This is a genomic window from Microbacterium sp. AC145 (assembly GCF_979258505.1).
Map to the genome: position 1 here is coordinate 2,272,392 of NZ_OZ409859.1, position 25,178 is coordinate 2,297,569.

The 25,178-nt window shown below is 67.3% G+C and carries 27 protein-coding genes; 7 read left to right on the forward strand and 20 right to left on the reverse strand.

Going from position 1 to position 25,178, the window contains the following annotated elements; genetic code table 11:
* Nucleotides 1-7 precede the first annotated feature (7 nt).
* Genes ACZZZN_RS11005 through ACZZZN_RS11015 form a run of 3 tightly spaced genes read left to right on the forward strand, consistent with a single transcriptional unit; the run spans nt 8 to nt 2,731 of the window.
* Nucleotides 8-985 carry a branched-chain amino acid ABC transporter permease gene (locus ACZZZN_RS11005; RefSeq protein WP_463505190.1) on the forward strand — a complete coding sequence of 326 codons (978 nt, stop codon included), beginning with the start codon at nt 8-10 and terminating at the stop codon, nt 983-985.
* Complete coding sequence (locus ACZZZN_RS11010; protein WP_463505191.1) at nt 975-1,961, forward strand: ABC transporter ATP-binding protein; 987 nt, start codon at nt 975-977, stop codon at nt 1,959-1,961. Before ACZZZN_RS11005 ends, ACZZZN_RS11010 begins: the two co-directional genes overlap by 11 nt.
* Nucleotides 1,958-2,731, forward strand: coding sequence for an ABC transporter ATP-binding protein (locus ACZZZN_RS11015; RefSeq protein WP_463505192.1), 774 nt, complete (start codon nt 1,958-1,960; stop codon nt 2,729-2,731). Before ACZZZN_RS11010 ends, ACZZZN_RS11015 begins: the two co-directional genes overlap by 4 nt.
* A gap of 179 nt (nt 2,732-2,910) precedes the next feature.
* Here the strand turns inward: ACZZZN_RS11015 and ACZZZN_RS11020 are convergent, their stop codons facing one another.
* The 3 genes from ACZZZN_RS11020 to groES form a co-directional block, all read right to left on the reverse strand.
* Nucleotides 2,911-4,176 (reverse strand): ABC transporter substrate-binding protein, encoded by a 1,266-nt coding sequence (locus ACZZZN_RS11020; protein WP_463505193.1) that lies wholly within the window; start codon nt 4,174-4,176, stop codon nt 2,911-2,913.
* 90 nt (nt 4,177-4,266) lie between these two features.
* Nucleotides 4,267-5,217, reverse strand: a complete 951-nt coding sequence (gene rarD / locus ACZZZN_RS11025; protein ID WP_463506587.1) for an EamA family transporter RarD — start codon at nt 5,215-5,217, stop codon at nt 4,267-4,269.
* A gap of 149 nt (nt 5,218-5,366) precedes the next feature.
* Nucleotides 5,367-5,663 (reverse strand): co-chaperone GroES, encoded by a 297-nt coding sequence (gene groES / locus ACZZZN_RS11030; RefSeq protein WP_017203655.1) that lies wholly within the window; start codon nt 5,661-5,663, stop codon nt 5,367-5,369.
* 159 nt (nt 5,664-5,822) lie between these two features.
* Between groES and ACZZZN_RS11035 the strand changes: the two genes are divergently transcribed.
* A complete protein-coding gene (locus ACZZZN_RS11035; RefSeq protein WP_463505194.1) occupies nt 5,823-7,043 on the forward strand; it encodes a THUMP-like domain-containing protein in 1,221 nt (406 codons plus the stop codon).
* A 2-nt stretch (nt 7,044-7,045) separates the two neighbouring features.
* Here the strand turns inward: ACZZZN_RS11035 and ACZZZN_RS11040 are convergent, their stop codons facing one another.
* The 8 genes from ACZZZN_RS11040 to ACZZZN_RS11075 are packed head-to-tail and all read right to left on the reverse strand — an operon-like array spanning nt 7,046 to nt 12,962.
* Nucleotides 7,046-8,269: a hypothetical protein gene (locus tag ACZZZN_RS11040; protein ID WP_463505195.1), complete on the reverse strand. Its 1,224-nt coding sequence runs from the start codon at nt 8,267-8,269 to the stop codon at nt 7,046-7,048.
* Nucleotides 8,270-8,273: 4 nt separating this feature from the next.
* Nucleotides 8,274-8,792, reverse strand: coding sequence for a hypothetical protein (locus tag ACZZZN_RS11045; RefSeq protein WP_463505196.1), 519 nt, complete (start codon nt 8,790-8,792; stop codon nt 8,274-8,276).
* On the reverse strand, nt 8,792-9,862 hold the full coding sequence (gene tsaD / locus ACZZZN_RS11050) for a tRNA (adenosine(37)-N6)-threonylcarbamoyltransferase complex transferase subunit TsaD (protein ID WP_463505197.1): 1,071 nt from the start codon (nt 9,860-9,862) through the stop codon (nt 8,792-8,794). The genes ACZZZN_RS11045 and tsaD overlap by 1 nt, the downstream gene beginning before the upstream one ends.
* On the reverse strand, nt 9,859-10,365 hold the full coding sequence (gene rimI, locus ACZZZN_RS11055; RefSeq protein ID WP_463505198.1) for a ribosomal protein S18-alanine N-acetyltransferase: 507 nt from the start codon (nt 10,363-10,365) through the stop codon (nt 9,859-9,861). The genes tsaD and rimI overlap by 4 nt, the downstream gene beginning before the upstream one ends.
* Nucleotides 10,362-10,985 carry a tRNA (adenosine(37)-N6)-threonylcarbamoyltransferase complex dimerization subunit type 1 TsaB gene (gene tsaB / locus ACZZZN_RS11060; protein WP_463505199.1) on the reverse strand — a complete coding sequence of 208 codons (624 nt, stop codon included), beginning with the start codon at nt 10,983-10,985 and terminating at the stop codon, nt 10,362-10,364. Before tsaB ends, rimI begins: the two co-directional genes overlap by 4 nt.
* 20 nt (nt 10,986-11,005) lie before the next feature.
* Nucleotides 11,006-11,503 carry a tRNA (adenosine(37)-N6)-threonylcarbamoyltransferase complex ATPase subunit type 1 TsaE gene (gene tsaE, locus ACZZZN_RS11065; RefSeq protein ID WP_463505200.1) on the reverse strand — a complete coding sequence of 166 codons (498 nt, stop codon included), beginning with the start codon at nt 11,501-11,503 and terminating at the stop codon, nt 11,006-11,008.
* Complete coding sequence (gene alr / locus ACZZZN_RS11070) at nt 11,500-12,606, reverse strand: alanine racemase (RefSeq protein WP_463505201.1); 1,107 nt, start codon at nt 12,604-12,606, stop codon at nt 11,500-11,502. Before alr ends, tsaE begins: the two co-directional genes overlap by 4 nt.
* On the reverse strand, nt 12,603-12,962 hold the full coding sequence (locus ACZZZN_RS11075; RefSeq protein WP_463505202.1) for a holo-ACP synthase: 360 nt from the start codon (nt 12,960-12,962) through the stop codon (nt 12,603-12,605). Before ACZZZN_RS11075 ends, alr begins: the two co-directional genes overlap by 4 nt.
* Nucleotides 12,963-13,193: 231 nt before the next feature.
* Between ACZZZN_RS11075 and ACZZZN_RS11080 the strand changes: the two genes are divergently transcribed.
* The gene (locus ACZZZN_RS11080; protein WP_463505203.1) at nt 13,194-14,024 is read left to right on the forward strand and encodes a DUF559 domain-containing protein; all 831 of its coding nucleotides are present in this window, start codon (nt 13,194-13,196) and stop codon (nt 14,022-14,024) included.
* Between the two features lie 94 nt (nt 14,025-14,118).
* Here ACZZZN_RS11080 and glmS read toward each other — a convergent pair whose 3' ends face one another.
* Nucleotides 14,119-15,966, reverse strand: coding sequence for a glutamine--fructose-6-phosphate transaminase (isomerizing) (gene glmS, locus ACZZZN_RS11085; RefSeq protein ID WP_463505204.1), 1,848 nt, complete (start codon nt 15,964-15,966; stop codon nt 14,119-14,121).
* 61 nt (nt 15,967-16,027) lie between these two features.
* A complete protein-coding gene (gene coaA, locus ACZZZN_RS11090; RefSeq protein ID WP_463505205.1) occupies nt 16,028-16,972 on the reverse strand; it encodes a type I pantothenate kinase in 945 nt (314 codons plus the stop codon).
* 36 nt (nt 16,973-17,008) lie between these two features.
* Between coaA and ACZZZN_RS11095 the strand changes: the two genes are divergently transcribed.
* The gene (locus ACZZZN_RS11095; RefSeq protein WP_463505206.1) at nt 17,009-17,947 is read left to right on the forward strand and encodes a Ppx/GppA phosphatase family protein; all 939 of its coding nucleotides are present in this window, start codon (nt 17,009-17,011) and stop codon (nt 17,945-17,947) included.
* Nucleotides 17,948-18,040: 93 nt separating this feature from the next.
* Here the strand turns inward: ACZZZN_RS11095 and glmM are convergent, their stop codons facing one another.
* The 7 genes from glmM to ACZZZN_RS11130 all read right to left on the reverse strand — a co-directional run bounded on the left by glmM (nt 18,041) and on the right by ACZZZN_RS11130 (nt 24,200).
* Nucleotides 18,041-19,399, reverse strand: a complete 1,359-nt coding sequence (gene glmM, locus ACZZZN_RS11100; RefSeq protein ID WP_463505207.1) for a phosphoglucosamine mutase — start codon at nt 19,397-19,399, stop codon at nt 18,041-18,043.
* Nucleotides 19,400-19,413: 14 nt separating this feature from the next.
* Nucleotides 19,414-19,899 carry a 30S ribosomal protein S9 gene (rpsI, locus tag ACZZZN_RS11105; protein ID WP_312169649.1) on the reverse strand — a complete coding sequence of 162 codons (486 nt, stop codon included), beginning with the start codon at nt 19,897-19,899 and terminating at the stop codon, nt 19,414-19,416.
* 27 nt (nt 19,900-19,926) lie between these two features.
* Nucleotides 19,927-20,373 carry a 50S ribosomal protein L13 gene (gene rplM / locus ACZZZN_RS11110; RefSeq protein WP_210097189.1) on the reverse strand — a complete coding sequence of 149 codons (447 nt, stop codon included), beginning with the start codon at nt 20,371-20,373 and terminating at the stop codon, nt 19,927-19,929.
* A gap of 175 nt (nt 20,374-20,548) precedes the next feature.
* Nucleotides 20,549-21,217 carry an endonuclease/exonuclease/phosphatase family protein gene (locus ACZZZN_RS11115; RefSeq protein WP_463505208.1) on the reverse strand — a complete coding sequence of 223 codons (669 nt, stop codon included), beginning with the start codon at nt 21,215-21,217 and terminating at the stop codon, nt 20,549-20,551.
* Between the two features lie 75 nt (nt 21,218-21,292).
* Nucleotides 21,293-22,141 (reverse strand): tRNA pseudouridine(38-40) synthase TruA, encoded by an 849-nt coding sequence (truA, locus tag ACZZZN_RS11120; RefSeq protein WP_463505209.1) that lies wholly within the window; start codon nt 22,139-22,141, stop codon nt 21,293-21,295.
* A 55-nt stretch (nt 22,142-22,196) separates the two neighbouring features.
* The gene (locus ACZZZN_RS11125; RefSeq protein ID WP_463505210.1) at nt 22,197-23,735 is read right to left on the reverse strand and encodes an APC family permease; all 1,539 of its coding nucleotides are present in this window, start codon (nt 23,733-23,735) and stop codon (nt 22,197-22,199) included.
* 99 nt (nt 23,736-23,834) lie between these two features.
* On the reverse strand, nt 23,835-24,200 hold the full coding sequence (locus ACZZZN_RS11130) for a winged helix-turn-helix transcriptional regulator (RefSeq protein WP_463505211.1): 366 nt from the start codon (nt 24,198-24,200) through the stop codon (nt 23,835-23,837).
* Nucleotides 24,201-24,294: 94 nt separating this feature from the next.
* On the opposite strand from ACZZZN_RS11130, the gene ACZZZN_RS11135 reads away from it, so the two are divergent.
* Nucleotides 24,295-25,140: an SDR family oxidoreductase gene (locus ACZZZN_RS11135; RefSeq protein ID WP_463505212.1), complete on the forward strand. Its 846-nt coding sequence runs from the start codon at nt 24,295-24,297 to the stop codon at nt 25,138-25,140.
* Nucleotides 25,141-25,178: the final 38 nt, after the last annotated feature.

Genomic DNA, 25,178 nt, shown 5'->3' on the forward strand with positions numbered 1-25,178 from the left:
GGCAGGAATGGACTGGGGCGGAATCCTCAACAACACCGCGGGCTGGTTGTTCAGCCCGACAACGATCGCCTATGCGCTCGCTGCCACCGGCCTGGCCGTGCACTTCGGGTACTCGGGCCTTCTCAACTTCGGCATGGCCGGCTTCATGGCCATCGGCGCATACAGCTACGCCATCTCGATCCTGTCGTTCGGCCTCCCCTGGTGGATGGGCATCATCGTCGGCATGATCGGCGCCTCGATCTTCGCGGTGATCCTCGGCATCCCCACGCTGCGTCTGAGGGCGGACTATCTCGCCATCGTGACCATCGCGGCGGCCGAGATCGTGCGTCTGCTGTTCACGACCACGGCCTTCGACGAGTTCACGAACTCCGCCGACGGTCTGGGCGGATATCACGCAGGCTTCCGAGCGGCCAACCCGTTCCCTGAGGGCACCTACGGCTTCGGCCCGTGGACGTACACCGCCGATGCCCTGTGGGTGCGGGTGTTCGGACTCGGACTGCTCGCCGTCGCCGTGCTGATGGTGTGGGCGCTCATGCGCAGCCCCTGGGGCCGCGTGCTCAAGGGCATCCGCGAAGATGAGGACGCCGTGCGCTCGCTCGGCAAGAACGTCTTCAGCTATAAGATGCAGGCGCTCGTGATCGGCGGCATCTTCGGCTCACTCGGCGGACTCGTGTTCGCGCTGCCGAGTGCCGTCGTGCCTGCGACATACACGACCAGCCTCACCTTCTTCATCTGGACGATCCTGCTGCTCGGTGGAGCCGCGACCGTGTTCGGTCCGGCGCTCGGCTCGGTCATCTTCTGGGTCATCATGGCGTTCCTCGACGGCGTGCTTCCGGCACTCGCTGCGCAAGGGATCCTGCCGATCTCGTCGATCCAGGCGGGTACGCTGCGCTACGTCCTCGTCGGACTCGCGCTGATGCTTCTCGTGATCTTCCGCCCCCAGGGCATCCTGGGCAACAAGAGGGAGCTGACCTTTGTCAAGTAACTCGCCAGCCGACGCGACGCCCGAGACCGGCAGCGTCCGTCGCCCGAAGACGGGAGGACTCGCCACTGGTCCTGCCGCCCCCGGAGTGCCGAAGGTCGACCCGATCCTCGTCGCAGACAGCGTGACGCGGCGGTTCGGCGGCCTGACGGCCGTCGACATCGACCACGTGGAGATCCCGCGCGGAGCCATCACGGCCCTGATCGGCCCCAACGGTGCGGGCAAGACCACGCTCTTCAATCTGCTCTGCGGGTTCGACAAACCGAACTCGGGCACCTGGTCGTTCGACGGGACCGATCTGAGTGGCGTGCCGTCGTTCAAGGTCGCGCGCATGGGGCAGGTTCGCACCTTCCAGCTCACGAAGTCGCTGTCGCTGCTCACCGTGCTCGAGAACATGAAGCTGGGTGCGCCTCATCAGAAGGGCGAGCGTTTCCTGCAGAGCATGTTCCCCTTCTTCTGGCGTCAGCAGGAGAGCGAGATCGAGGAGAAGGCCAAGGGCCTCTTGGCGCGGTTCAAGCTCGATGCGAAGGCGGAGGATTACGCCGCGTCGCTCTCAGGAGGTCAGCGCAAGCTCCTCGAGATGGCCAGAGCGCTCATGAACGACCCGACTCTGGTGATGCTCGACGAGCCCATGGCAGGGGTCAACCCGGCGTTGACCCAGTCGCTGCTCGACCACATCCTCGACCTCAAGGGCCTGGGGATGACGGTTCTCTTCGTCGAGCACGACATGCACATGGTCCGCCACATCGCGGACTGGGTGATCGTCATGGCGGAGGGACGCGTGGTCGCCGAGGGGCCGCCCGAAGACGTCATGCAGGACAAAGCAGTGATCGACGCCTACCTGGGCGCGCATCAGGACGTCGACCTCGGTGAGGTCACCGGACGCATCGCGGTCGTCAGCGAAGAGGCGGCGCGTATGCGCGCCGAGATCGCCGAGGAGTCCGAGGCCGAGCTCGAGGCAGAAGAGGAGAGCAAATGAGCAGCGCATCCACGGCCGCCGCCTCGACGGAGGCCGCACGCACCGACCGGGTCGTCGTCGAGGTCTCGAACCTCACCGCCGGTTACCTGCCCGGCATCAACATCATCAACAAGGCGAACCTGATCGCCCACAAGGGCGAGCTGATCGGGATCATCGGCCCGAACGGCGCCGGGAAGTCGACGCTGCTGAAAGCCATCTTCGGAATGGTGGAGGTGCGCGAGGGCGACATCACCGTGAACGGTGAGAGCATCGTCGGGCTCAAATCCGACAAGCTCGTCTCGCGCGGCGTGGGCTTCGTGCCGCAGACGAACAACGTGTTCCCTTCGCTCACCATCGAGGAGAACCTCCAGATGGGGCTCTACCAGAACCCCAAGGTGTTCTCCGAGCGACTGGAGTTCGTCACCGGCATCTTCGCCGAGCTCGGCAAGCGACTGAAACAGCGAGCAGGCTCCCTCTCCGGTGGTGAGCGGCAGATGGTGGCGATGGGTCGAGCGCTCATGATGGATCCGGCGGTGCTGCTGCTGGATGAGCCTTCTGCGGGCCTCTCCCCCGTGCGCCAGGACGACGCCTTCATCCGCGTCTCCGACATCAACAAGGCGGGCGTCACGACGATCATGGTCGAGCAGAACGCTCGACGCTGTCTGCAGATCTGTGACCGCGGCTACGTGCTCGATCAGGGCCACGATGCCCACACCGGAACGGGTCGCGAACTGCTGAACGACCCCAAGGTCATCGGTCTCTACCTCGGCACGCTCGGGCAGGACGACTGAGCATCCTCTGAAGGCAGCCGAACGCCCCGGACCCTGTACAGGGTCCGGGGCGTTGTCTGTGCCACCCCATGGGCGCCTGGGCCGCACCCTGGGGCCTCCGTGCGCGGCTCTCACGCACTGCACCCGGCACGGAGAGGGCCCCGGGCGGAATCGCCCGGGGCCCTGTCTGCGTACGCGTGTCAGTCGATGCGCGTGTGCATGTTGTCGGCACCGTACTGGAAGACACCGATGGTGGCTTCGGTCGGGTCGCCGGCGTCGTCGAACGCGACTCCACCGGAGTAGCCGTCGTAGTCAGCAGTGTTGCCGTCGAGGATGATGTCGGCGCATGCCTCGAACGTGTCGCACTTCTCGCCATCGCCCGAACCGCCCGAGACCTCCTGCAGCATGCCTGCGATCTCTGCCGGGTCGCTCGAGTTCGCGGCCAGTGATGCCAGCGCGAGCAGCACCACAGCGTCGTACGACTCTGCGGCGTAGTTGAAGTCGACGAGCTCTGCACCGTCGCCCTGCTCCAGCCACTGCGTCTTCAGGCGGTCCTGGAAGTCGTCGGCGAGCACCGGTCCGGGCTGCGTGCCCTTCGATCCTTCGATCGACACCGACATGTCGGTGCCCCACTGCGAGATGTTGCCGTCGACGAAGTAGAAGTTCGAACCGTCGAAACCGCTGTTGACGAACGACGGAACGATCGTCGACGTCTCCTCGAAGCCGATCACCGCGATCGAATCGGGGTTCTGCGCCAGGATCGACGAGACCTGTGCGCTGAAGTTCGTGTCTCCGGCGTTGTAGGACTCGCTGGCCACGACCTCGCCACCGCTGGCGGTGAACGTCTCGTTGACGACGGCCTCGAGGCCGGTGCCGTAGGCGTCGTTGAGGTAGATGATGCCGAGAGAGGCGGCGCCGTCTTCAGCGATCAGGTTGCCGAGCACCTCGCCCTGGAGGAGGTCGCTCGGGGCGGTGCGCCAGTACAGTCCGTCGTCGTCCCAGGTCGTGAAGTCCGGCGAGGTGTTCGCCGGCGAGAAGGTGATGACGCCGGCGCCGACGGCCTGGTCGAGGAAGAGCTTCGTCACACCCGACGACGCCGCGCCGATGAGCGCCTGCACGTCGGAACCGAGCAGACGCGGGACCGTGGTCTCGTATGCCTTGTTGTCGGGGTCTCCCGAGTCGCCGTACTCGACCTCGACGGTGATGCCCTTGGCAGCCTCGTTGATCTCGGCGGTCGCGAGTCCGACGCCGGCCTCCTCGGGCGGGCCGAGGTAACTGAGCGCACCGGTCTGCGGCAGCACGGTACCGATGCTGAGTGTGAGATCCTCTCGTTCCGCCGGATCGGGCGCCGCGGATTCCGTCGAACCTGTGTCTCCGGAACATCCGGCGAGGATGAGTGCGGCGGCACCGAGGACGGCGACTGTGCCGTACCGCTTGCGCGCACGCGAGCCAGTGAGAATGCTCATGCTGCTCCTTATGTCAGACGACGGAACTCAGAGCGCTCCGCCGTTCTCACCAAGGTAATCGTGCGGATGCTTCGCGATTGTTGCGATGCGTTAACGGTGTGAAACAGTCCGGTCTCGGATGGATAACGGCACCCGTCGTTGTCGCCTGGTCGCGAGCAGCAGATCGACGACGAACACGGCGATCGCGATCCAGACGATCACGAAGCCGAGCCAGCGTTCGAGCGGCATGGGCTCCCCCAGCAGCGCGGCGCCGATGATGAACTGCATGACCGGGGTCACGAACTGGATCATCCCGATGACGGTCAGGTTGATGCGTCGTGTGCCGGCTGCGAACAGCAGAAGGGGCACCGCGGTCGCCACTCCGGCGAACGCGAGAAGCACGGCGTGCCAGGCGCCGTTCTGCCCCATCGTGATGCCGGCCGGAGTCGTCGCCACCACGATCAGCTGCACCACCGCGATCGGGATCAGCCAGAACGACTCGAGCGTGAGTCCGCTGACCGCGTCGACCGCCGGGCCGATCTTCTTCTTGATGAGTCCGTACACGCCGAACGACGCTGTCAACGAGAGTGCGATCCAGGGGAAGGATCTGTAGAAGACCACGATGACCACCACGGCGACGGCGGCGATGCCGATCGCCGCCCACTGGAGCCTGCGGATGCGCTCCTTGAGCACGAAGACTCCGAGCAGCACCGTCGCGATCGGATTGATGAAATAGCCGAGGCTGGTCTCGACCACATGTCCGGTGAGTGTGCCGATCAGGAAGACCTGCCAGTTGACGTAGATGAGCACGCCGGCGAGCGCCGTCCAGCCGAGCAGCTTCGGCTGGCGGACGATCACCCCCAGAGCGCCCCACCCGCGCGTGACGGTGAGCAGAAGGCAGCAGAAGACGAAGGAGAGGAGCACCCGCCAGGCGACCACCTCCCACGGGCCGGTCGGCGCGAGGAGCAGGAAGTACAGCGGGAGCACGCCCCACAGCAGATATGCACCGCCCGCATAGGCGACACCGGCCGTCTGCGTGGCTCTGGCGGTCGGCGTCGTCAAGGTCACCGCACCACACTATGCCCGCGATCGAGGGGCACCGAGCGCTCGAGGCCGCAGGGGCTGAGGATTGGCAGGATTCGGACGACGTGCGACCGAATACGGAGAAGGCCCGGATGCATGATGCATCCGGGCCTTCCGAAGACGTTGTCTCAGCGGACGACGACTGCGAGCACGTCGCGAGCCGACAGGACGAGGAACTCGTCTGCTCCGAACTTCACCTCGGTGCCGCCGTACTTGCTGTACAGCACACGGTCGCCCACGGCGACGTCGAGCGGAACGCGGTTGCCGTTGTCATCGATGCGGCCGGGGCCTACGGCCACGACCTCGCCCTCCTGGGGCTTCTCCTTGGCGGTGTCGGGGATGACCAGGCCACTCGCGGTGGTCTGCTCGGCCTCGACCTGCTTGATGACGATGCGGTCCTCGAGCGGCTTGATGGAAACCGACACGGTCTACCTCTTCTTTCTTGACGCTGACACGAAAGACTTGTTCGCACTCTCGACCTGAGAGTGCTAACACCAGTCTATGCGGTGGGCTGGCACTCATGCAATGCGAGTGCCAGCCCACCCGCGCGGAGACGGTGGAAGCCCCCCGCCTAAGCTGAGGGTGTGGAGATGTCCGAGCTTCGAGCACTGCTCACCCCCGAAGGCCTCGAGCTGCTCGACGCGCTGGGTCCGATCGATCAGGTCGCAGGCGTCGCGAGCGCCGTCTCACGACTGCGCGCCGCCGGGCACTCCCCCGATCTGGTGTCGGCCGTGGTCGGACAGGCGCACCTTCGATCGAAGGCCGAGGCGAAGTTCGGCCCGTTCGCCGCCCGCATGCTGTTCACCCGGGCGGGGCTCGAACAGGCGACCCGGCTCGGCGTCGCCGCCCGCCATGCGCAACGACTGCGTCGGGCCGGTTTCACACGGGTGGCAGATCTGGGCTGCGGGATCGGCGGTGACGCCCTCGCCTTCGCCGGCGCCGGCCTCGACGTCACAGCGGTCGACGCCGACGAGGTCACTTCTGCCCTTGCCGCGTACAATCTCGCCCCGTTCGGCGACAGCGCGACGGTGCGCCACGGGATCGCACAGGACAACGTTCCGGACGCATCGAGCGGCACCCAGGCGATCTGGATGGACCCCGCTCGGCGCACCCGAGGACACGGCGACACGAGTCGTGTCTCGTCCGACGAGTACTCCCCGCCGCTGGACTGGGCGTTCGAGGTCGCCTCGCGCATTCCGACGGGGATCAAACTGGGCCCAGGACACGACCGGGACGCCCTCCCCGCAGACGCCGAGACGCAGTGGGTGAGCGCCGACGGCAGCGTCGTCGAACTCGTCGTGTGGACCGGAGTGCTGGCACGCGACGGGGTACGGCGTTCGGCTCTGGTGATACGCGGCGACGAGTCGCACGAGATCACCGCCGCCGCAGACGCGGATGACGCACCCGTACGCGCACTCGGAGAGTTCCTGCACGAACCGGATGGCGCGGTGATCCGTGCCCGTCTGATCGGCGATGTGGCCAGAAGCCTCGATGCCGGGATGCTCGACGAGAAGATCGCGTACCTCACCTCTGATGCCGCGCTCACGAGTCCGTTCGTGCAGTCGTTCCGCGTGCGCGAGGTCCTTCCGGCGAACCCGAAGGCGATCAGCTCCGCGCTGAAGGCGCAGGGCATCGGCACGCTGGAGATCAAGAAGCGCGGCATGGACGTCGACCCCGCCGCCTTCCGCAAGAAGCTGACGCTGCGCGGCGATGCATCGGCGACCCTGATCCTGACCCGGGTGGGATCGCAGCGTCGCGCGATCCTGGCCGACCGCGTGACGTCGAGCGCTTCTGCTGGTCGGTAGGGTCAGCCCTCGCCTGCAGGCGGCACGTCGACCGGGAGCGGTTCGCCGAGTTCCTCATCGACGTCGAGCGATTCACCCGGCCGGACTGTGATGGTTCCCGTGGTGATCTCGCCATCGTCGACGTCGCCGTCAGGCCCGGCGGGAAGCTCACCGGTCACGATGAGGTACGAACGCCCCATCGACGTGAAGTCCAGAGTGACTGCCCAGGGGGTCGTCTGCCCGCCCATGTCGTCTACCGTGACGCCTTCGATCACGACCCCCTCGCCCGGGATCATGCCGTCGTTGGCGTCCGTGCAGTTCGTCGCCTCGACGGCGTCGACGATCAGGCACTGCTGGGTGGTGAACCCCTCGGTGCGCGTCGCCGACCAGACCGGGGCACCGCCTGCATATCCCATGACGGCCAGAGAGAAAGGCTCGTACCCTCGATCGAAGAGCTCCTCGGCCCGGTCCTGCTCGCCCGGATCGAACTGGTGGATCCAGTCGTCCATGTCCAGTTCCCAGCGCTGGATCAGCGCGATCATCTCTCCGGTGTGCGTGCGATCGGCTGTGGCCGAGATCTGCTCGCCGCTCCCGTCGGCGCCACTCGAGTCGACGACCGCGGCGCTGAGACCATAGCTGCGCTCCGGCTCTCCGGCGATCTGGCAGCCGCTCGACGACTCCCCCGCGACGTCCAGGACGATGCACTCCATGTCGCCGTTCTTCTTCGTGCCGAACCACACGATCGCATCGCCGTCGCGTCCGATCGCCTCGATGCTTCCCGGGTCGTAGTCACCGGCGGACTGCAGGTCGATGCTCCGCTGCTGCTCCTCGGAGCTGAGCGGGACACCCCCGCCGTCACGGCCGAACAGAGCCCAGCCGGCGCCGAGGCCCACGACGAGCAGCCCCGCGCAGGCGAGCGCGGCCACACCCCAGTGGCGGCGGATCGCAGAACGAAGAGACGCGGGTGCAGTCGTCGTGGCCGCCGTCGCGGTCGTCGCAGTCGTGGCAGGAGCAGAGTCCACGAGTCCCACGGGTTCCGGGAGCTCGGCGCGCCCGAGAGGCGGCGTCGGCTCGTCCGGAACATCCTCCACCCGAGGCTGCGGATGAGTCTGCGAATGAGCGGCCGCGACCCGCCACTTCTCGAGCTCTTCCAGCCGGGCGGCATCCACCGCCGAGAGACCACCGTCTCGGCCATACGCACGCTCCTGGAGCGCCCGCAACTCGTTCGCGTCGTCGGCGTCGAGCATCCGCTCAGCCGAGCCTCTCGAACTGCATGCCCGCCCACACCAACCAGCCGAGGCTGTACACGGTGGCGCAGAGACCGAGCACGAGTGCCCAGCGCGCGATCGCGCGGCTCTCGACCGGTCTGCGAAGCGACATGATCGAGCCGATCACGGCGACGATCGCGAGCGGAATGCCCCACCCGACGAAGAACGAGGCGACGAGCGCCACGACCGCAGCCATGAGAGCCCACGGAGCGAGCCTGGTCTCGTCGGCGATCACGGGTACGGATGCCGTGCCCGTGGGCTCCCAGTCGACCTCGCGCGGCGGACGATCGAGCTCCGGCCCGGTCACGACGACCGGTTCGACCCCGACCGGTCCGGTCGGCAGCTTCGAGTACCCCTCACGCGGCGCTCCGGGCAGACGAGCAGCCCCCGCCGGGCTCACGACCTCGGGCGTGGGCCGCTCCAGACGCGTCGGCGGCACCACCGCAGGGGGGATCGCGCCCTCGGCATCCGCAGGGTCCGTCGTGCGAGGCGCGTCGTTCATCACCTCACCTCGGTCCGTTCGTCGACCTGGATCTCGGCGACAGGGAGGGTCGAGTCGGCGCCGAAGGCGAGGGTCGACGGCCGGCGGCCCGAGGTGATCAGCTCAGCGGCCAGCGCCGCGATCATGGCCCCGTTGTCGGTGCAGAGCGATAGCGGGGGGATGCGCACGGTGACACCCGCTGCCTCGGCCCTCGAAAGCGCGACCTCGCGAAGACGTCGATTCGCGATCACCCCGCCGCCCAGCAGCAGACGCGGCACTCCTCGATCGGCGCAGGCGGCGAGCGCCTTCGTGACGAGCACATCGACCACCGCTTCGCGGAAGCTCGCCGCCACGTCCGCGACCGGAACCTCGAGACCGTCGGCCTCGCAGCGTTCGACCCATCGGGCGACGGCCGTCTTGAGCCCGGAGAACGAGAAGTCGTAGCGGTGCTTCGCGAGGTCGGATGCGCGAGACAGCCCCCGCGGGAAGCGGATCGCGGTCGGGTCGCCCGACGCAGCGGCACGGTCGATCTCAGGGCCGCCCGGGTAAGGCAGGGACAGCAATCGCGCCACCTTGTCGAAGGCCTCTCCGGCGGCGTCGTCCATGGTCTCGCCGAGCATCTCGACATCGGTCGTGAGGTCGCGCACATGCAGCAGCGATGTGTGTCCGCCGGAGACCAGAAGGGCGATGGTCGGATATTCGAGCGGCGCCGAGTCGGGAGTCAGAATGTCCGCCGCGATGTGACCCACCAGGTGGTTCACCGCATAGAGCGGCTTGTCAAGGGCGACCGCCAGTCCCTTCGCAGCGCCGACGCCCACCATGAGCGCGCCTGCGAGTCCTGGCCCACTCGTCACGGCGACGGCGTCGAGTTCATCGAGCCGCACGCCGGCCTCGGCCAGTGCGGCATCGATCGAGGGCTGCAGCGCTTCGAGGTGGGCGCGCGCCGCGACCTCCGGCACCACCCCGCCGTACCGAGCATGCTCGTCCATGCTCGAGGCGATCGTGTTCGAGAGCAGGGTGCGTCCGCGCACGATGCCGATACCGGTCTCATCGCAGCTCGTCTCGATGCCCAGCACGAGTGGCCCGGTCATGCGCTCGCCTCCTTCTCCGCGTCGGGAGCGGACTCGTGTCGATGGTCGGAACGCGGATGCTGCAGCGCGAGCCGCATCACGATCGCATCGATGTCGTCGGGCTGGTAGTACCGGGGGCGGCGCGCGATCTCTTCGAACCCCTCGGAGCGGTAGAGCCCCTCGGCGCCCGGGTTGTCGGCGCGCACCTCGAGGAAGACCTCTCGCGCTCCTCGCTCGACGGCCGCATCGAGCAGCGCCCGCAGAAGCGCGCGTCCTCGGCCGGCACCGCGATGCTCGGCGTCGAGGGCGATGGTCTGGATGTCGGCGTCGGCCGAACCCTGCAGGGCGCGCACGCCTCCGTAGCCGATGATCACGCCGTCGTGGTCGTCGACCAGGTAGCGGCCGTGCGGACTCGCGAGCTCCAGCGCCATCGCTTCGGAGCTCCAGGCATCGGTGGGAAAGGACCTGTGCTCTATCGCCATGATGGCGTCCAGGTCGTCGGGCTTCGCGTCGCGCAGAGTCATGAGCCCACCTTCTTCGGCGCTCCCGGCACGGTGACGTCGGGCTGTCTGAGGTAGAGAGGCTCAGCGCCGGCGAGCGTGCGTTCTGCTGCCACCGCTCGCGCACCCACGCGTGCCAGGTCGACGGCCGACAGCGTCTCGACGTCGATGCGGTGGACCCCGTCGAGGTGCTCGTCGGCGTCGACTCGGGCCACCAGCACCGTGTCGCGGATGACATGCGGGATGCCGTCGGCATCCGTCCCGTCGAAGACGGTGACCGCGACCTCGCGTCGCCGAGCATCCGTGACGATCGCGAACGGGCCGACGACGGCGCCGTGCTCGATCGCTGTGAGCGCGGCGGCATGGTGGCTCGGCACAGGGACGACCGGAATGCCCAAGCCCATCGCGAAAGTGCGGGCCGTCGCGATGCCGATACGGAGCCCGGTGAAGGGGCCAGGACCCATGCCCGCCACGACATGGCTGATCGACCCTGTACCGGTCTCGGCGAGTGCCCGCACGAGCAGTTCTCCGATGACCTCAGCATGTCCCAGCGGGTCGGCCGCCGAGGCATCGGAGCGGCGGGTGCCGTCATCGTCGATGAGCGAGACGGCGGTGCCCAGAGAGGTGTCGACGGCGAGGATCACCCCTCCAGGGTAGTCGGCGTTCACTCGATGGGTGCCGAGCGTCCCTCGTGGGTGATGGTGACATGCCGCGGTGCATCTGCGTCGAGTTCCGAAGGGTCGAGGTCGTCGCCGCCACCCACCGGCCGCTCCAGCTCGATGTCCCACCAGCGGTCCGCCAGGTCCTCGGCCATGCCGCGCCCCCATTCGATGACCACGACCGAGCGTGCCAGGTCGAGATCGAGATCATCGAGCTCAGCGCCTGAGCCGAGTCGGTAGGCGTCGACGTGCACCAGTGGCGCTCGGCCGACGAGCGAGGGGTGCGTGCGGGCGATCACGAAGGTCGGGCTCTGCACGGGGCCGCGCACGCCGAGTCCCTCCGCGAGTCCACGGGTGAACGTCGTCTTGCCCGCGCCCAGCGGGCCGGTCAGGATCAGCAGGTCTCCCGCCTCGAGCTGCTCGCCGATGCGGAAGCCGAGCTGCTCCATGGCATCCGAGGTCTCGATCTCATGCCTGCCGAGGAACGCGGGATCGACGCTCACACCGACCTCCGAGGCACTCGCGCGCCGATGCGGGTGACGATCTCGTAGCCGATGGTCGACGCCGCGTTGGCCCACTGCGCGGCAGAGGGCACCCCGAGGGTCGGGTCGCCGAACAGCACGACCTCGTCGCCGATCGAGACCGCGACATCACCCACATCGACGACGAACTGATCCATCGCGATGCGTCCGACATTCGTGTATCGCCGGCCTGCGATCGACACGGGCAGCCGCCCCGAGGCATGGCGTGGTACGCCGTCGGCGTACCCGAACGGGACGAGCACGAGTGTCGTGTCGTGCGGAGTCCGATGGTCGTAGCCGTAGGAGATGCCTGCGCCGGCCGGGACCCGACGCACGGCGGCGATCGCCCCGCGCAGAGTCATGGCGGGTCGCAGCCCCAACTCTGCCGACGAGCGATCGTCGAACGGCGAGAGGCCGTAGAGTCCGATGCCGATGCGGACCGCATCCAGTCTCATCTCCGGCAGGTCGATCGCCGCGGCGGTCGCGGCGATGTGCCGGAGCTCGGGATGGATGCCGAACGATGCCGCGAGCGCGACACCCTCCTCGAACCTGGCCAGCGCCTCACGGTCATCCTGCGGCGACGTGTTGGAGAGGTGGCTGAACAGCCCGACGATCCGGACCCGGCCGATGCGCTCGAGACGGGCGGCTTCAGCGAGCACTCGCCGCCAGTCGGCCGGCGCGATGCCGTTGCGCGACAGGCCTGTCTCGAACTTGAGGTGCACGCCCACCGGACGGTCGACGGCAGCGGCGGCCCCTGCGGCCTCGAGCTGATCGAACGACGAGATGCCGACCTCGATGTCGTGCTCGGCCGCCTGCTCGAACCGCTCACCGGGAGCGTGCAGCCACGCGAGGATGGGCGCAGTGATGCCCTGGCGACGCAGTTCGAGCGCCTCGGGTATCTCGGCGACGCCGAGACGCGTCGCTCCCCCTGCGAGCGCCGCGACGGCGGCGGCCGCGGCACCGTGGCCGTAGGCGTTGGCCTTGACGACCGCGATGACCTGCACACCGGTGAGGCGGCGGAAGTGGCGGACGTTGTCGCTGATGGCATCCAGGTCGATGCGCGCCTCGCGGAACGGCACGGTCACAGGGGCTCTCCTTCGGCGACGACGAATGCGGCGGCAAGGCCCGCGTCATGGGTGAGTGTCAGGTGCAATCGGCTGATGCCCCGCTCGGCCACGACCTCGGCAGTGGTCCCCGAGAGCACGAAATGCGGTCGACCGGATGCCTCCGACGCGATCTCGATCTCGATCCAATGCACCCCGTCCGAACCGCCGAGGGTCTTGATCAGCGCTTCTTTCGCGGCATACCGGGCAGCCAGAGACGGCAGCCGAAGGCCGCGCTCGCCCGGTGCGAAGAGGCGTTCCAGAAGCCGTGGGGTGCGCTCGAGCGTCCGCTCGAATCGCGGAATGTCCACGAGGTCGATTCCGGTCCCGATGATCACCAGTTCAGCCTAGTCGCGGCATCCTCCCCGTCCCCCTCCCCCATTCCTGCCCGGATGGCCGGCGTTTCCCCGGTGGGCGGCGTCCGCCGACGTCTCATGGCAGCCAAGCGGGGATCGCTCAGCCATTCGGCCAGTCCCACTGTTCCTCCCCATATGCCGAGCCAGGACAACGGATCCTCAGAACGAGGCTCGCTCGACATCCATGCGCCGCCGATGCACAAGGATCGGCGAATGCCCACACCTCTGATGCTCGTCGAACTGCAGGGCGGAGTCGCCCGCGGGTCGCGGCTCGCGCGTTTCGGATGCACACGCAAAGACCTCTCGAACGCGGTGCGTCGAGGCGAGCTGATCCGGCTGCGCGCCGGAGTGTTCGCTGCCCCGTCGTGCGCGTGGAGTGTGCGCGCCGCTGCACTGCATGGCGGTGCGCTCTCCTGTGCCGGCGCACTTCGTATGCATGGAGTCTGGGTTCTCGACGACGACGAGCATCCTCATGTCTGGCTCGGTCACGCCGGAAGAGTGCATCCGCACGCCGAATGCGAGTGCGTCGAGCACTACCGTGCCGGATCGATGCGTCTGGGACTCGCCCCTGTCGAACAGGCGCTGGTGCACTCGTTCGGATGTCACGGCGAGGAGTTCTTCTTCGCGGCATATGAGTCGGCGTGGTCGCTGGGCCTGATCGGGTCCGCTGAGCGGCGCCGCATACGCGCCGCCCTTCCTGTGCGCGCTCGTTGGCTTGTCGACATCGCACGCCATGACGCCGACAGCGGGCTTGAGTCCATCGTGCGATTACGGCTGCACCTGCTCGGCATCCGAGTAGAGACGCAGGTGCCGATCGACGGTGTCGGTCGCGTGGACTTCGTGCTGGAGAGACGCGTCATCCTCGAAGCAGATGGCAAGGGCAACCACGCAGGTCGTTCCGAACGCCATCGGGACCTGAGACGGGATGCCGCGGCATCCCGTCTGGGATTCGAAACGCTCCGCTTCGACTACGCGATGATCATCCACGAGTGGGATGTCGTGATCGCCGCGATCCTGGGCGCTCTGGCTCGCTCCGCGTCCTGAGTCGGATGGCTGACGTATCCCCGGATGGCTGCCCCAGAGCGCGCTCTTGATCAGCCACGCGGGATTCCATCAGCCGAACGGCCCGGGAAACGACCTACTCGACGGTGACGGACTTCGCGAGGTTGCGCGGCTGGTCGACGTCGAGGCCCTTGGCTGTCGCCAGCGCCATCGCGAAGATCTGCAGCGGCACCACGGCGAGCAGCGGCTCGAACATGGCCCCAGCGAGCGGGATGCGGATGACCTCGTCGGCGAAGGGCAGAACTGCGGCGTCCCCCTCTTCGGCGACCACGATCACTCGGGCGCCACGGGCCCGGATCTCCTGGATGTTCGAGACGACCTTCGAGTGCACGAGTGCCGAGTGCCGCGGCGACGGCACCAGCACGAAGACCGGCTGGCCTGGCTCGATCAACGCGATCGGTCCGTGCTTGAGCTCGCCCGCGGCGAAGCCCTCGGCATGGATGTACGAGATCTCCTTGAGCTTGAGCGCACCCTCGAGCGCGATCGGGAAGCCGACGTGGCGTCCGAGGAACAGCACCGAGCGCGTGTCGGCCATCCATCCGGCCAGCTGCGAGACGTGCTCGTGCTCGCTCGCGAGAACCTTGGCGATCTTCTCCGGCAGAGCGGAGAGCTCCGCGACGTCGGCCGAGGCGTCAGCGACAGAACCGCGGATGCGGCCCATGTGCAGCCCGAGCAGCAGCAGCGCCGTGATCTGAGCGGAGAACGCCTTGGTCGATGCCACCGCGACCTCGGGGCCGGCGTGCGTGTAGACCACGGCATCGGACTCACGCGGGATCGTGGCACCTTGGGTGTTGCAGATCGAGAGGGTGCGCGCGCCGCGCTCACGCGCGTACTTGACGGCCATGAGCGTGTCCATCGTCTCGCCTGACTGGCTGATCGAGACGACGAGAGTGTCTGCGCCGATCACCGGGTCGCGGTAGCGGAACTCGTGGGCGAGCTCGACGTCGACCGGGATGCGCGCCCACTGCTCGATCGCGTACTTGCCGACGAGCGCCGAGTACGCGGCCGTTCCGCAGGCCGTGATGATGATGCGGTTGATCCCGAGGAAGAGATCGTCGAGGCCCTCGAGCTCGGGGATGACGACCTGACCGTCATGGATGCGACCACGAAGAGTGTTGGCGACGGCCTCGGGCTGCTCGGCGACCTCCTTGGCCATGAAGCTCGACCATCCGCCCTTCTCGGCGGCGGCGGCGTCCCACGACACGTCGAACGGCTCTGCCTCGACGGGCGTGCCCGCGAAGTCCGTCACGGTGACCGCGTCGGGTGTGATCGAGACGATCTGATCCTGGCCGATCGCGAGAGCCTTGCGAGTGTGTTCGACGAACGCGGCCACATCGGATCCGAGGAAGTTCTCACCCTCGCCGAGTCCGATCACGAGCGGCGAGTTGCGGCGTGCGCCGACCACGAGCCCCGGGTGGTCCTGGTGCAGCGCGAGGAGCGTGAACGCTCCCTCGAGACGGTTGACGACGTTTCGGAAGGAGAGCTGCAGATCGCCGCCGTTGCTGCGGTACTCGCGACCGAGCAGTGCTGCGGCGACCTCGGTGTCGGTCTCGCTGCGGAAGACCACGCCGTCGGCGAGCAGTTCATCGCGCAGCGCGGAGAAGTTCTCGATGATGCCGTTGTGGATCAGCGCGAGCCGGTCGTCGTCGGCCAGGTGCGGGTGGGCGTTGACGTCGGTCGGACCGCCGTGGGTGGCCCAGCGCGTGTGTCCGATGCCCGTGTTGCCGTCCGCGAGAGCGTGGTCGGCGAGCGACTCGCGAAGCGAGACGAGCTTGCCGGCCTTCTTGCGCATGCCCAACGAGCCCTCGCCGTCGATCACGGCGACGCCCGCGGAGTCGTAGCCGCGGTACTCGAGACGGGCGAGGCCCGCGAGAAGGATGTCCTGGCTGGGCCGAGGGCCCACGTATCCGACGATTCCGCACATGCACCCCAGCGTACGGCCGGTATTTTGCGAAGAGCCCGAACGAACCGGAGCCCGCCGAACCTCAGAGCTTGCGCAGCAGCACGCTCTCGACGCTGTGGTCGATGCCCTTGTTGAGCACGAGCCTGGCGCGGTGCTTGGTCGGCATCACGTTCTCGATCAGGTTGGGCATGTTGATCTCGTTCCAATACCCGAGCGCCGTGGTGATCGCCTCGTCGTCGGTCAGGTGCGCGAAGACGTTGAAGTATGACGACGGGTTGGAGAACGCGCCCTCCCGCAGGGCGAGGAACCGGTCGACGTACCACTTCTCGATGTGCGCTGTGTCGGCGTCGACGAAGATCGAGAAGTCGAAGAGATCGCTCACCGCGACGTCGTTGGGCGCGGGCGGCGGCTGCAGCACGTTGAGCCCCTCGACGATCACGACGTCCGGCCGACGAACGACCACGTGCGCATCGGGGACGATGTCGTAGCGCATGTGCGAGTAGAAGGGGGCGCGCACCTCGGCTGCACCGCTCTTCACCTCGGTGAGGAACTCGATCAGCGCGCGGCGGTCGTAGGACTCCGGAAAGCCCTTGCGGTCCATGAGCCCCCGCCGCTCGAGTTCGGCGTTGGAGTGCAGGAAGCCGTCGGTCGTGACGAGTTCGACCCGTGGCGTGCCCGGCCAGCGGCTCATGAGCTCGCGCAGAAGGCGCGCGATCGTCGACTTCCCCACGGCGACGGAGCCGGCGACACCCACCACGAACGGGGTCGTCGTGTCGTCCTCCTGCAGGAACGAGCTCGTCGCCGCACCGAGTCGCTTGGTGGCCGTGGCATAGAGGCTGAGCAGTCGGCTCAGCGGCAGATACACCTCGCGGACCTCGGTGAGGTCGAGCCGGTCGCCGATGCCACGGAGTTCGACCACTTCGGTCTCGGTTAGCGGCTGATCGAGCCCGGCGGCGAGCCGCGCCCATTCATCACGGCCGATCTCCCGGTACGGCGACAGCGGCAGGGTGGGGTCGACGGTGGTCACGGATACATCGTAACGGCGCAGCGGTAGTGTCGATCCGTGCGCCTGGGAGTTCTCGACATCGGTTCCAACACCGTCCACATGCTCGCCGCCGACGTCCATCCCGGTGGCAGGCCGCTGGCGACGACGAGCGACCGCAGCGTGCTTCGGCTCATGCGGTACCTCACCGACGACGGGTCGATCTCCGAAGAGGGCGTCCGGGCACTCGAGGCAGCGGTGTCGCAGGCACGCCGAGTCGCGGAAGAAGAGCGCGTCGACGCGCTCCTGGCGACCGCGACCAGCGCGGTGCGCGATGCCACGAACGGCGCCGAGGTGATCGCCCGTATCGAGGAGGCGCTCGGCCAGCCCCTTCAGGTGCTCGACGGGGAGACCGAAGCGGAGCTGACCTTCCTCGCCGTGCGCCGATGGTTCGGGTGGTCGGCCGGCGAACTGCTGCTCCTCGACATCGGCGGCGGATCGTTGGAGATCGCCGCGGGAGGCGATGAGCTTCCGGATGCCGCGACATCCGTCCCTCTGGGTGCGGGGCGCATGACCGTGCAGTTCCTTCCGAACGACCCGCCCGGCGAAGACGACGTCGACCGACTGCGCGTCCACGCGAAGGAGACTCTCGCCGCGGTGCTCCCCCGGTTCGCGGCACGGCCGCGTCCGGATCACGTCGTCGGCTCTTCGAAGGCCATCCGCTCGCTCGCGCGTCTGGCGGGCTATCCGATGCCCGGATGGTCGGGCACCCAGCGGATGATCCTGCCGCGCGAGGCTCTCGGTTCGTGGATCCCTCGCCTCGCGCGCATCCCAGCGTCAGCACGCCAGGAACTGCCGGGGATCACCGCAGATCGGACGTTTCAGATCGTCGCCGCGGCGGTGTCGTTGCACACCGCGATGACCGCTCTCAGGGTCGACGAACTCGAGGTCTCGCCGTGGGCGCTGCGCGAGGGAGTGCTGCTGCGCTACATCGAACAGCTCGGCCAGCCACGGGCCTGAGGCCTCTCCGAGAATGATCGCTCCCGTCGGGGCCTGCGAGCCCGCGAAGAGACGCGAGAGCGAAGGCGCCGACGAGAGCGACGGGAGCGACGTTCAGAGTGCGAGACGCTCGCGGACCACGTCGACGAGACGGTCGGCATAGGACTGCGCCGACTCGGCGTCGGCCGCTTCCACCATGACGCGAACGAGATGTTCCGTACCGGACTTGCGCAACAGCACACGGCCGGTGTCGCCGAGTTCGGCCTCGACCGCACGCACGGCATCCTGCACGACAGGATCGGCGTCGACCGCGTCCTTGTCGACGTCGCGCACGTTGATCAGCACCTGCGGATAGACGGTCATCACCGAGGCGAGCTCGGCGATCGTCTTGTTCTGCCGAGCCATCTCGGCGACCAGATGCAGGCCGGTGAGCAGACCGTCACCCGTGGTGGCGTATTCGCTCATGATCACATGCCCGGACTGCTCGCCACCGAGCGCGTAGCCGCCCTCGTTCATGTCCTCGAGCACGTAGCGGTCGCCGACGGCCGTCTGACGCACCGTGATCCCCTGCTCGCGCATCGCGACGTGCAGACCGAGATTGCTCATCACCGTGGCGACGAGAGTGTCGTCGGTGAGGTGTCCTCGTTCTTTCATCGCGACCGCGAGGATCGCCATGATCTGATCGCCGTCGATGACCTCACCCTGAGCATCGACCGCGAGGCAGCGATCGGCGTCACCGTCGTGAGCGATGCCGATGTCGGCTCCGAGCCGGACGACGGCCTCTGCGAGGTTGTCGAGGTGCGTCGAGCCGACGCCGTCGTTGATGTTCCAGCCGTCGGGATCCGCGCCGATGACGGTCACGTCGGCTCCCGCGTCACGGAACGTCTCGGGAGAGACTCCGGATGCGGCGCCGTGGGCGCAGTCGAGAACGACCTTGATGCCGGCGAGTCGATTCGGTAGCGAGCCGAGCAGATGCACGACGTAACGGTCTTCCGCGTCGGAGAACCGGATGATCCGTCCCACACCCGCACCTGTCGGACGCAGCTTCTCCCCCGCCATCGCGGCTTCGATGCGCTGCTCGACGATGTCGGGAAGCTTTACTCCACCGCGGGCGAAGATCTTGATGCCGTTGTCCGGGGCGGCGTTGTGCGACGCGGAGATCATCACGCCGAAGTCGGCGTCGCGGTCAGCGACCAGGAAGGCGAGCGCCGGCGTCGGGATGACTCCGGCCTCGAGCACGTCGACTCCCGACGAAGCCAGGCCCGCTGAGACGGCTGCGGTGAGGAAGTGACCGGAGACGCGGGGGTCGCGGGCCACGACTGCGGTGAGGCGTTTGCCTTCGGCCTTGCGAGCCTCCGCAGTACGGCCCTGGCCCAGGACGACAGCAGTCGCCTGGGCCAGGGTGAGCGCGAGGTCGGCGGTGAGGATGCCATTGGCAAGTCCTCGCACGCCGTCCGTGCCAAAGATCGGCATCGGAGCAGTGGACCTTAACGCTTGGAGTACTGAGGCGCCTTACGGGCCTTCTTGAGTCCAGCCTTCTTGCGCTCCTTGACGCGAGCGTCACGGGAGAGGAATCCGGCCTTCTTCAGGGTCGCGCGGTTGTTCTCCTCGTCGATGCCGTTGAGCGAACGAGCGATTCCGAGACGCAGTGCGCCGGCCTGACCCGAGGGGCCACCACCGGAGATGCGCGCGATGACGTCGTAGCCACCGGCGAGGTTCAGGATCGTGAACGGGTCGTTGATCAGCTGCTGGTGCAGCTTGTTCGGGAAGTAGTCCTCGAGCGTGCGGCCGTTGACCGTGATCGTTCCCGAGCCGGGGACGAGACGCACGCGGGCGATGGCCTGCTTGCGACGGCCGACAGCGGCACCCGGGACGCTCAGCACGGGGCGGGGAGCCGCCTCCACTGCTTCGGTCTCGGGGGTCGAGGTCGAGAAGTTCTGGGGGTTTTCGGTGGTGTCCTGGATGTCAGCCACGAGTATGTCCTTTAAGTCTTACGGCGCTTACTGGGCGACCTGGTCGAGGGTGTACGTCTTGGGCTGCTGAGCGGCGTGCGGGTGCTCTGCGCCGACGTAGACCTTGAGCTTCGACAGCTGCTGACGGCCGATGCTGTTCTTGGGGAGCATGCCACGGATGGCCTTCTCGACAGCGCGGACCGGGTTCTTCTCCATGAGCTCGGCGTAGGTGACCGACTTCAGGCCGCCCGGGTAACCCGAGTGGCGGTAGGCCAGCTTCTTCTGGAGCTTCTGACCGGTGAGCGCGACCTTGTCGGCGTTCACGATGATGACGAAGTCACCCGAGTCGATGTGGTTGGCGAAGGTGGGCTTGTGCTTGCCACGCAGGAGCGTAGCGGCGTGCGAAGCCAGGCGGCCGAGAACGACGTCAGTGGCGTCGATGACGACCCAGTCACGCTGGACCTCGCCGGCCTTAGGGGTGTAAGTGCGCGTCACGATAGTGCTGCTTTCTTGTTCGAACGGAGAAGTTCGTGAATCCCACTCCGGGGTGGTTCTTCCCGACAGGGAGGAACACGCCAGTGGAGGGCTCACGTTCGTTAGTACTCGGCAGTCGAGTACCAAAGAAACAGCTTACGTCATTCGCCGCGTTTACCCAAACGCGGCGGACGCCTCAGTCGAAGCGCGTCGTCACCAGGATCGGACGATGGTCGCTGAGCCCCTGCGGCAGGGTCGTCACTCTCTGGATCTCGAAGCCGACAGAGGTCGCGAAGTCGTAGTGACCACGGAACACCCGATACCGCGTGTAGGTGTGGTCGTCGCTCATCGTCAGCGCGTATCCGTGCTCGCGCACCGTCTTGCCGAGGTTCTCTTTGAACACCGGGTAGTTGTAGTCGCCGACCATGAGCTGAGGCAGCCCCTCACCGAGAGTCGCGAGCTCGGTGAGCGCTGCACGGATCTGGTGCCGCCGCAGTGAGTTGAGCGCGGTCAAGGGCGCGGCATGGAACGAGGCGGCGATGAAGTCACGTCCGGTGTCGATGTCGCGCAGGCGCGCCCCGAGCACGCGCTCGTGCGCAGGCTTCGCGATGCGGTCGTGCAACGACTTCTTCAAGCCGATCGTGCGGACGCCCTGCAGGTGGAACTCGCTCTGCCGATAGAACAGCGCGAGGCCGAGGCGGTTGCCCTGGGTCGCCTCGGCGAGCGCGAGATCGCCGATCTGTTCGGGCAGGTCGGCGACATCGCACTCCTGGAGGCACAGGATGTCAGGATCGTGCGCGGCGGCAAGGGCTGCGAGTTCTCCCGCGGCCCTGTGCTTCTGCAGGTTGTATGAGATGACCTTCATCGCCCCTCACGCTAGTGCGTGCGGCTTGGATTCCGGTGTCAAACGCCCGTCAGCTCGGTGAACGATGCACCCGCGTCATCCGCTCGTGCCTTCTCGCCTTGCGCGAGTCTGCTGTGCACGCGTCGCCAGGAGGTCGTCGGTCGGATACCCCACCTCGGTGAGGGTCAGCCCGCGCGCTGCGAGCACCTTGAACTCGCTGGTGCGGGTGAGCGCATCGCGCAGCACGACGAGGTCGTCGACCCCGAGGCGGCCCTCCCCCACGGCGACGCACGCGCCGACCAGCGCGCGCACCATGCTGTGGCAGAAGGCATCCGCCTTCACCTCGGCGACCAGCACGCCGTCCGCATCTCGCGACCAGCGGTAGTCCAACAGGGTCCTGATGGTCGTGGCCTCTTCGCGCGGCTTGCAGTATGCGGCGAAGTCGTGGAGTCCGATGAGGGTCCGTGCCGCAGCATCCATCGCATCCCCGTCCAGCACGCCGCGATGCGCGGTGGTGTCGTGTCGACGGATCGGGTCGTACCCCGTGGACTCGTCCGCCAGGCGGTAGCGATAGCGCCGCCACACCGCCGAGAAGCGGGCGTCGAATCCCTCGGGCGCGATCGACGCGCGGGTCACGGTGGCATCGGGATAGGCGCCGAGCACGCCGCGCATGCGGCGGGCGAGAGAGGCGGCAGGGTCCTGGGGAGCGCGACCGTTTCGCGACTCGACCCTCGCCCACTGCTCGTCGTCGAGATCGACGTGGGCGACCTGCCCCTGCGCGTGCACACCGGCGTCCGTGCGTCCCGCCACGACGAACTGCACCTCGGAGCCGACGATTCGCGCCAGCGCGGCCTCGAGCGTCCCCTGCACCGTGCGCAGGGTGGGCTGTTTGGCCCACCCTCGGAAGTGGGTGCCGTCGTAGGCGATGTCGAGCCGGATGCGCACAGATAGAGCCTAGGGCGTGGCCGTGCGCGATCCGGCTCTGACCGGATGCTGGAGCTCAGATGCCGCCGTCGATCGAACGGATCAGGCCCGGCTCATCGGGCACCATCACCTGGGTGTCGCGGTTGAGGCTCTCGCCGCGGAAGAACCTCTTCGACCGCGGGAACAGGTACCAGACGAACATGAGCACGAGACCGAAGGCGAGCGCCCCGATGCCGATCACGAAAGTGCCGCCGATGCCGAAGAGAACCGTGTAGCCGTAGTCGACGTCCCACATGTCGATCGCCGACTGCACGAAGGCCCAGGTGAGCATGGCCGCGCCCAGCACCGGGAACAGCCCCTTGAAGAAGAAATCGCGCGTCGAGCGGGTGAGGTCCTTGCGGAAGTACCAGGCGCAGGCGAATCCGGTGATCGCGTAGTAGAACGCGATCGCCAGACCGAGCGACAGGATCGAGTCCTGGAGGATGTCGTCGCTGATCAGAGTCATGCCGATGTAATAGGCGATGGCCACGACCCCCATGACGATGGTCGAGAACGACGGCGTCTTGTAGGTCGGGTGCACGTCCTTGAACTTCGCCGGCAGAGCCCGGTAGACGCCCATCGCGAGGGTGCCGCGGGCGGTGGGGAGGATCGTGGTCTGCGTCGACGAGATGGCCGAGAGCACGACTGCGACCACGAGCACCCATCCGAACGGTCCGAGCAGCCCGTCCTTGATCGCCAGGAAGAAGTCGTCGGCGTTGGCCTCGTTGCCGAGTCCTGTGCCCTCCGCCCCCAGACCGGCGTACATCATCGCGGCGATCGTGACGCCGACGTAGGTGACGAGGAGGATGACGGTCGTCAGCAGCGCTGCACGGCCCGGGATCTTCTTGGGGTCCTTGGTCTCTTCGTTGAGCGCGAGGCAGGTGTCCCAGCCCCAGTAGATGAAGAGAGCGAGCAGGATCGACTCGGTGAAGCCGGGCCAGCTGGTGAACGCGAACGGGTTCAGCCACTCCATCTCGAACGGCGTCGGGTTCGGCGCGGTCCCGGCGAAGAACTGCCAGAGAGCGGCGACGACGAAGATCGCCAACGCGAGGTACTGGATGCCCAGCAGGACGTTCTGGATGCGCTCGCCGATCTCGACGCCGCGCCAGCTGACCCAGGTCATCGCGGCGATGAACAGCACCGCGACGAGGACGATCCGCCAGTCGTTGTTCTCGAGATCGAACCCGATCAGCGACCAGAAATAGACCGACGCGATCTGGGCGAGGTTGGCGAGCACGACCATGCCGGCGACTGCGACACCCCAGCCGCCCATCCAGCCGACCCACGGACCGAACGCCTTCGTGCCCCACGTGAACGTGGTGCCGCAGTCGGGGACGGCGTTGTTCAGCTCACGGTAGGCGAAGGCGATCAACAGCATCGGCACGAACGCGATGATGAACGCGATCGGCGCCTGCGCACCGACGGCCAGCACGACGTAGCCGAGCGTCGCCACCAGCGAGTACACGGGAGCCGTCGAGGCCAGCCCGATGACGGTCGAGCCCCACAGACCGAGCGTGCCTGCGGCGAGCCCCTTGCCGTCGGGGCGTTCGAGATGGATCGGCGTCGTAGCTGACATGTTCAGAACATAGGGCTACCGCGTATATCGCGTCAATCCTTTTCTTTCATCGACGGATTTCGTGGATGAATCCACTGATACACAACGGATTCCGTTGACTCAGTCGCGACCGATCATAGTGTCGGCGTGCTCGGCGACCCACTCGACGAGCGGCAGCATCCGCCCCATCAGATCGCGGCCGAGCGGAGTCAGGCTGTACTCGACGTGCGGAGGCACCGACGGGAAGGACTCACGGAACACGAGGCCGTCGTCGGCGAGGGTACGCAGGGTCGAGGCCAGCATCTTCTCGCTGATGCCGCCGACCTCGCGACGCAGCTCGCCCCAGCGACGCGTGCCGTCGGAGAGCGATGACAGGACGAGCACTCCCCACTTGCTCATCACGTGATCGAGAACGACTCGCGTGCTGCATCCGGGTTCGAAGATCTGCGGTGTCGACTCCCGGATCTGCGCATAACTAACCGTCATGTATGTACCTTACTTCAAAGTGGGTACCGGCAGAGAGGAATGCATGGCGGTCGATCCACGGTTGTGGCTCATGTCACTTACGAAAGGAACCCTCATGACCCTCCTCGTCACCGGTGCGACCGGTAGCCTCGGACGCCTCGTCATCGCCAGCCTTCTCGAGCGCGGCGCGGATCCGCAGTCGATCGTCGCCGGCGCCCGCGACGTCTCCAAGGCTGAGGATCTGGGTGTGCGCGTCGCGCATCTCGACTATTCCGACCCCTCGTCGATCTCCTCAGCCCTCGAGGACGTCGACTCCGTGCTCCTGATCTCGGGGTCCGAAGTCGGGCAGCGCGTGCCCCAGCACAAGGCCGTCATCGACGCGGCGAAGGCCGCGGGAATCTCGAAGTTCGTCTACACGAGCGCTCCGAAGGCTGACACGAGCGACCTGGTCCTGGCCCCCGAGCACAAGGCGACCGAAGCGCTCATCGCCGATTCCGGCCTGCCCGCTGTGATCCTTCGGAACAACTGGTACACCGAGAACTATGCGGCAGACCTCGCCCGGGCCGCCGAGACAGGCGTGCTCAGCTCGGGGGCCGCAGACGGACGCGTCGCCTCTGCGAGCCGCAAGGACTTCGCCGAGGCCGCTGCGGTCGTGCTCCTCGAAGACGGCCACATCGGAAAGGTCTACGAGCTCGGCGGCGACGTCGCGTGGAACTACGGAGAGCTCGCGGCCGCGATCGCCGAGGTCTCGGGCCGGGAGGTCGAGTACCGCCCTCTGACGGCGGCAGAGCAGCTGGCGGGCCTGCAGGCGGCAGGTCTCGACGAGGGAACGGCCGGGTTCGTGGTCGCTCTCGACGCCGGAATCGCAGCCGGTGCACTCGCCGACACCGACGGAACGCTCGCCCACCTCATCGGCCGCCCGACCACTCCCCTGGTCGACGGGCTCCGCGCGGTCGCCTGATCACACCCACGCCGTAGAGGCGCCGGTCCGCCATGCGG

Coding starts and splice junctions, on each gene's coding strand:
- ACZZZN_RS11005 (WP_463505190.1), top strand. CDS start 8: ATGGACTGGGGCGGAATCCTCAACAACACCGCGGGCTGGTTGTTCAGC.
- ACZZZN_RS11015 (WP_463505192.1), top strand. CDS start 1,958: ATGAGCAGCGCATCCACGGCCGCCGCCTCGACGGAGGCCGCACGCACC.
- ACZZZN_RS11020 (WP_463505193.1), bottom strand. CDS start 4,176: ATGAGCATTCTCACTGGCTCGCGTGCGCGCAAGCGGTACGGCACAGTC.
- ACZZZN_RS11040 (WP_463505195.1), bottom strand. CDS start 8,269: ATGCTCGACGCCGACGACGCGAACGAGTTGCGGGCGCTCCAGGAGCGT.
- ACZZZN_RS11045 (WP_463505196.1), bottom strand. CDS start 8,792: ATGAACGACGCGCCTCGCACGACGGACCCTGCGGATGCCGAGGGCGCG.
- tsaD (WP_463505197.1), bottom strand. CDS start 9,862: ATGACCGGGCCACTCGTGCTGGGCATCGAGACGAGCTGCGATGAGACC.
- rimI (WP_463505198.1), bottom strand. CDS start 10,365: ATGACTCTGCGCGACGCGAAGCCCGACGACCTGGACGCCATCATGGCG.
- ACZZZN_RS11080 (WP_463505203.1), top strand. CDS start 13,194: ATGCCCACACCTCTGATGCTCGTCGAACTGCAGGGCGGAGTCGCCCGC.
- glmS (WP_463505204.1), bottom strand. CDS start 15,966: ATGTGCGGAATCGTCGGATACGTGGGCCCTCGGCCCAGCCAGGACATC.
- glmM (WP_463505207.1), bottom strand. CDS start 19,399: ATGCCGATCTTTGGCACGGACGGCGTGCGAGGACTTGCCAATGGCATC.
- ACZZZN_RS11115 (WP_463505208.1), bottom strand. CDS start 21,217: ATGAAGGTCATCTCATACAACCTGCAGAAGCACAGGGCCGCGGGAGAA.
- ACZZZN_RS11125 (WP_463505210.1), bottom strand. CDS start 23,735: ATGTCAGCTACGACGCCGATCCATCTCGAACGCCCCGACGGCAAGGGG.
- ACZZZN_RS11130 (WP_463505211.1), bottom strand. CDS start 24,200: ATGACGGTTAGTTATGCGCAGATCCGGGAGTCGACACCGCAGATCTTC.
- ACZZZN_RS11135 (WP_463505212.1), top strand. CDS start 24,295: ATGACCCTCCTCGTCACCGGTGCGACCGGTAGCCTCGGACGCCTCGTC.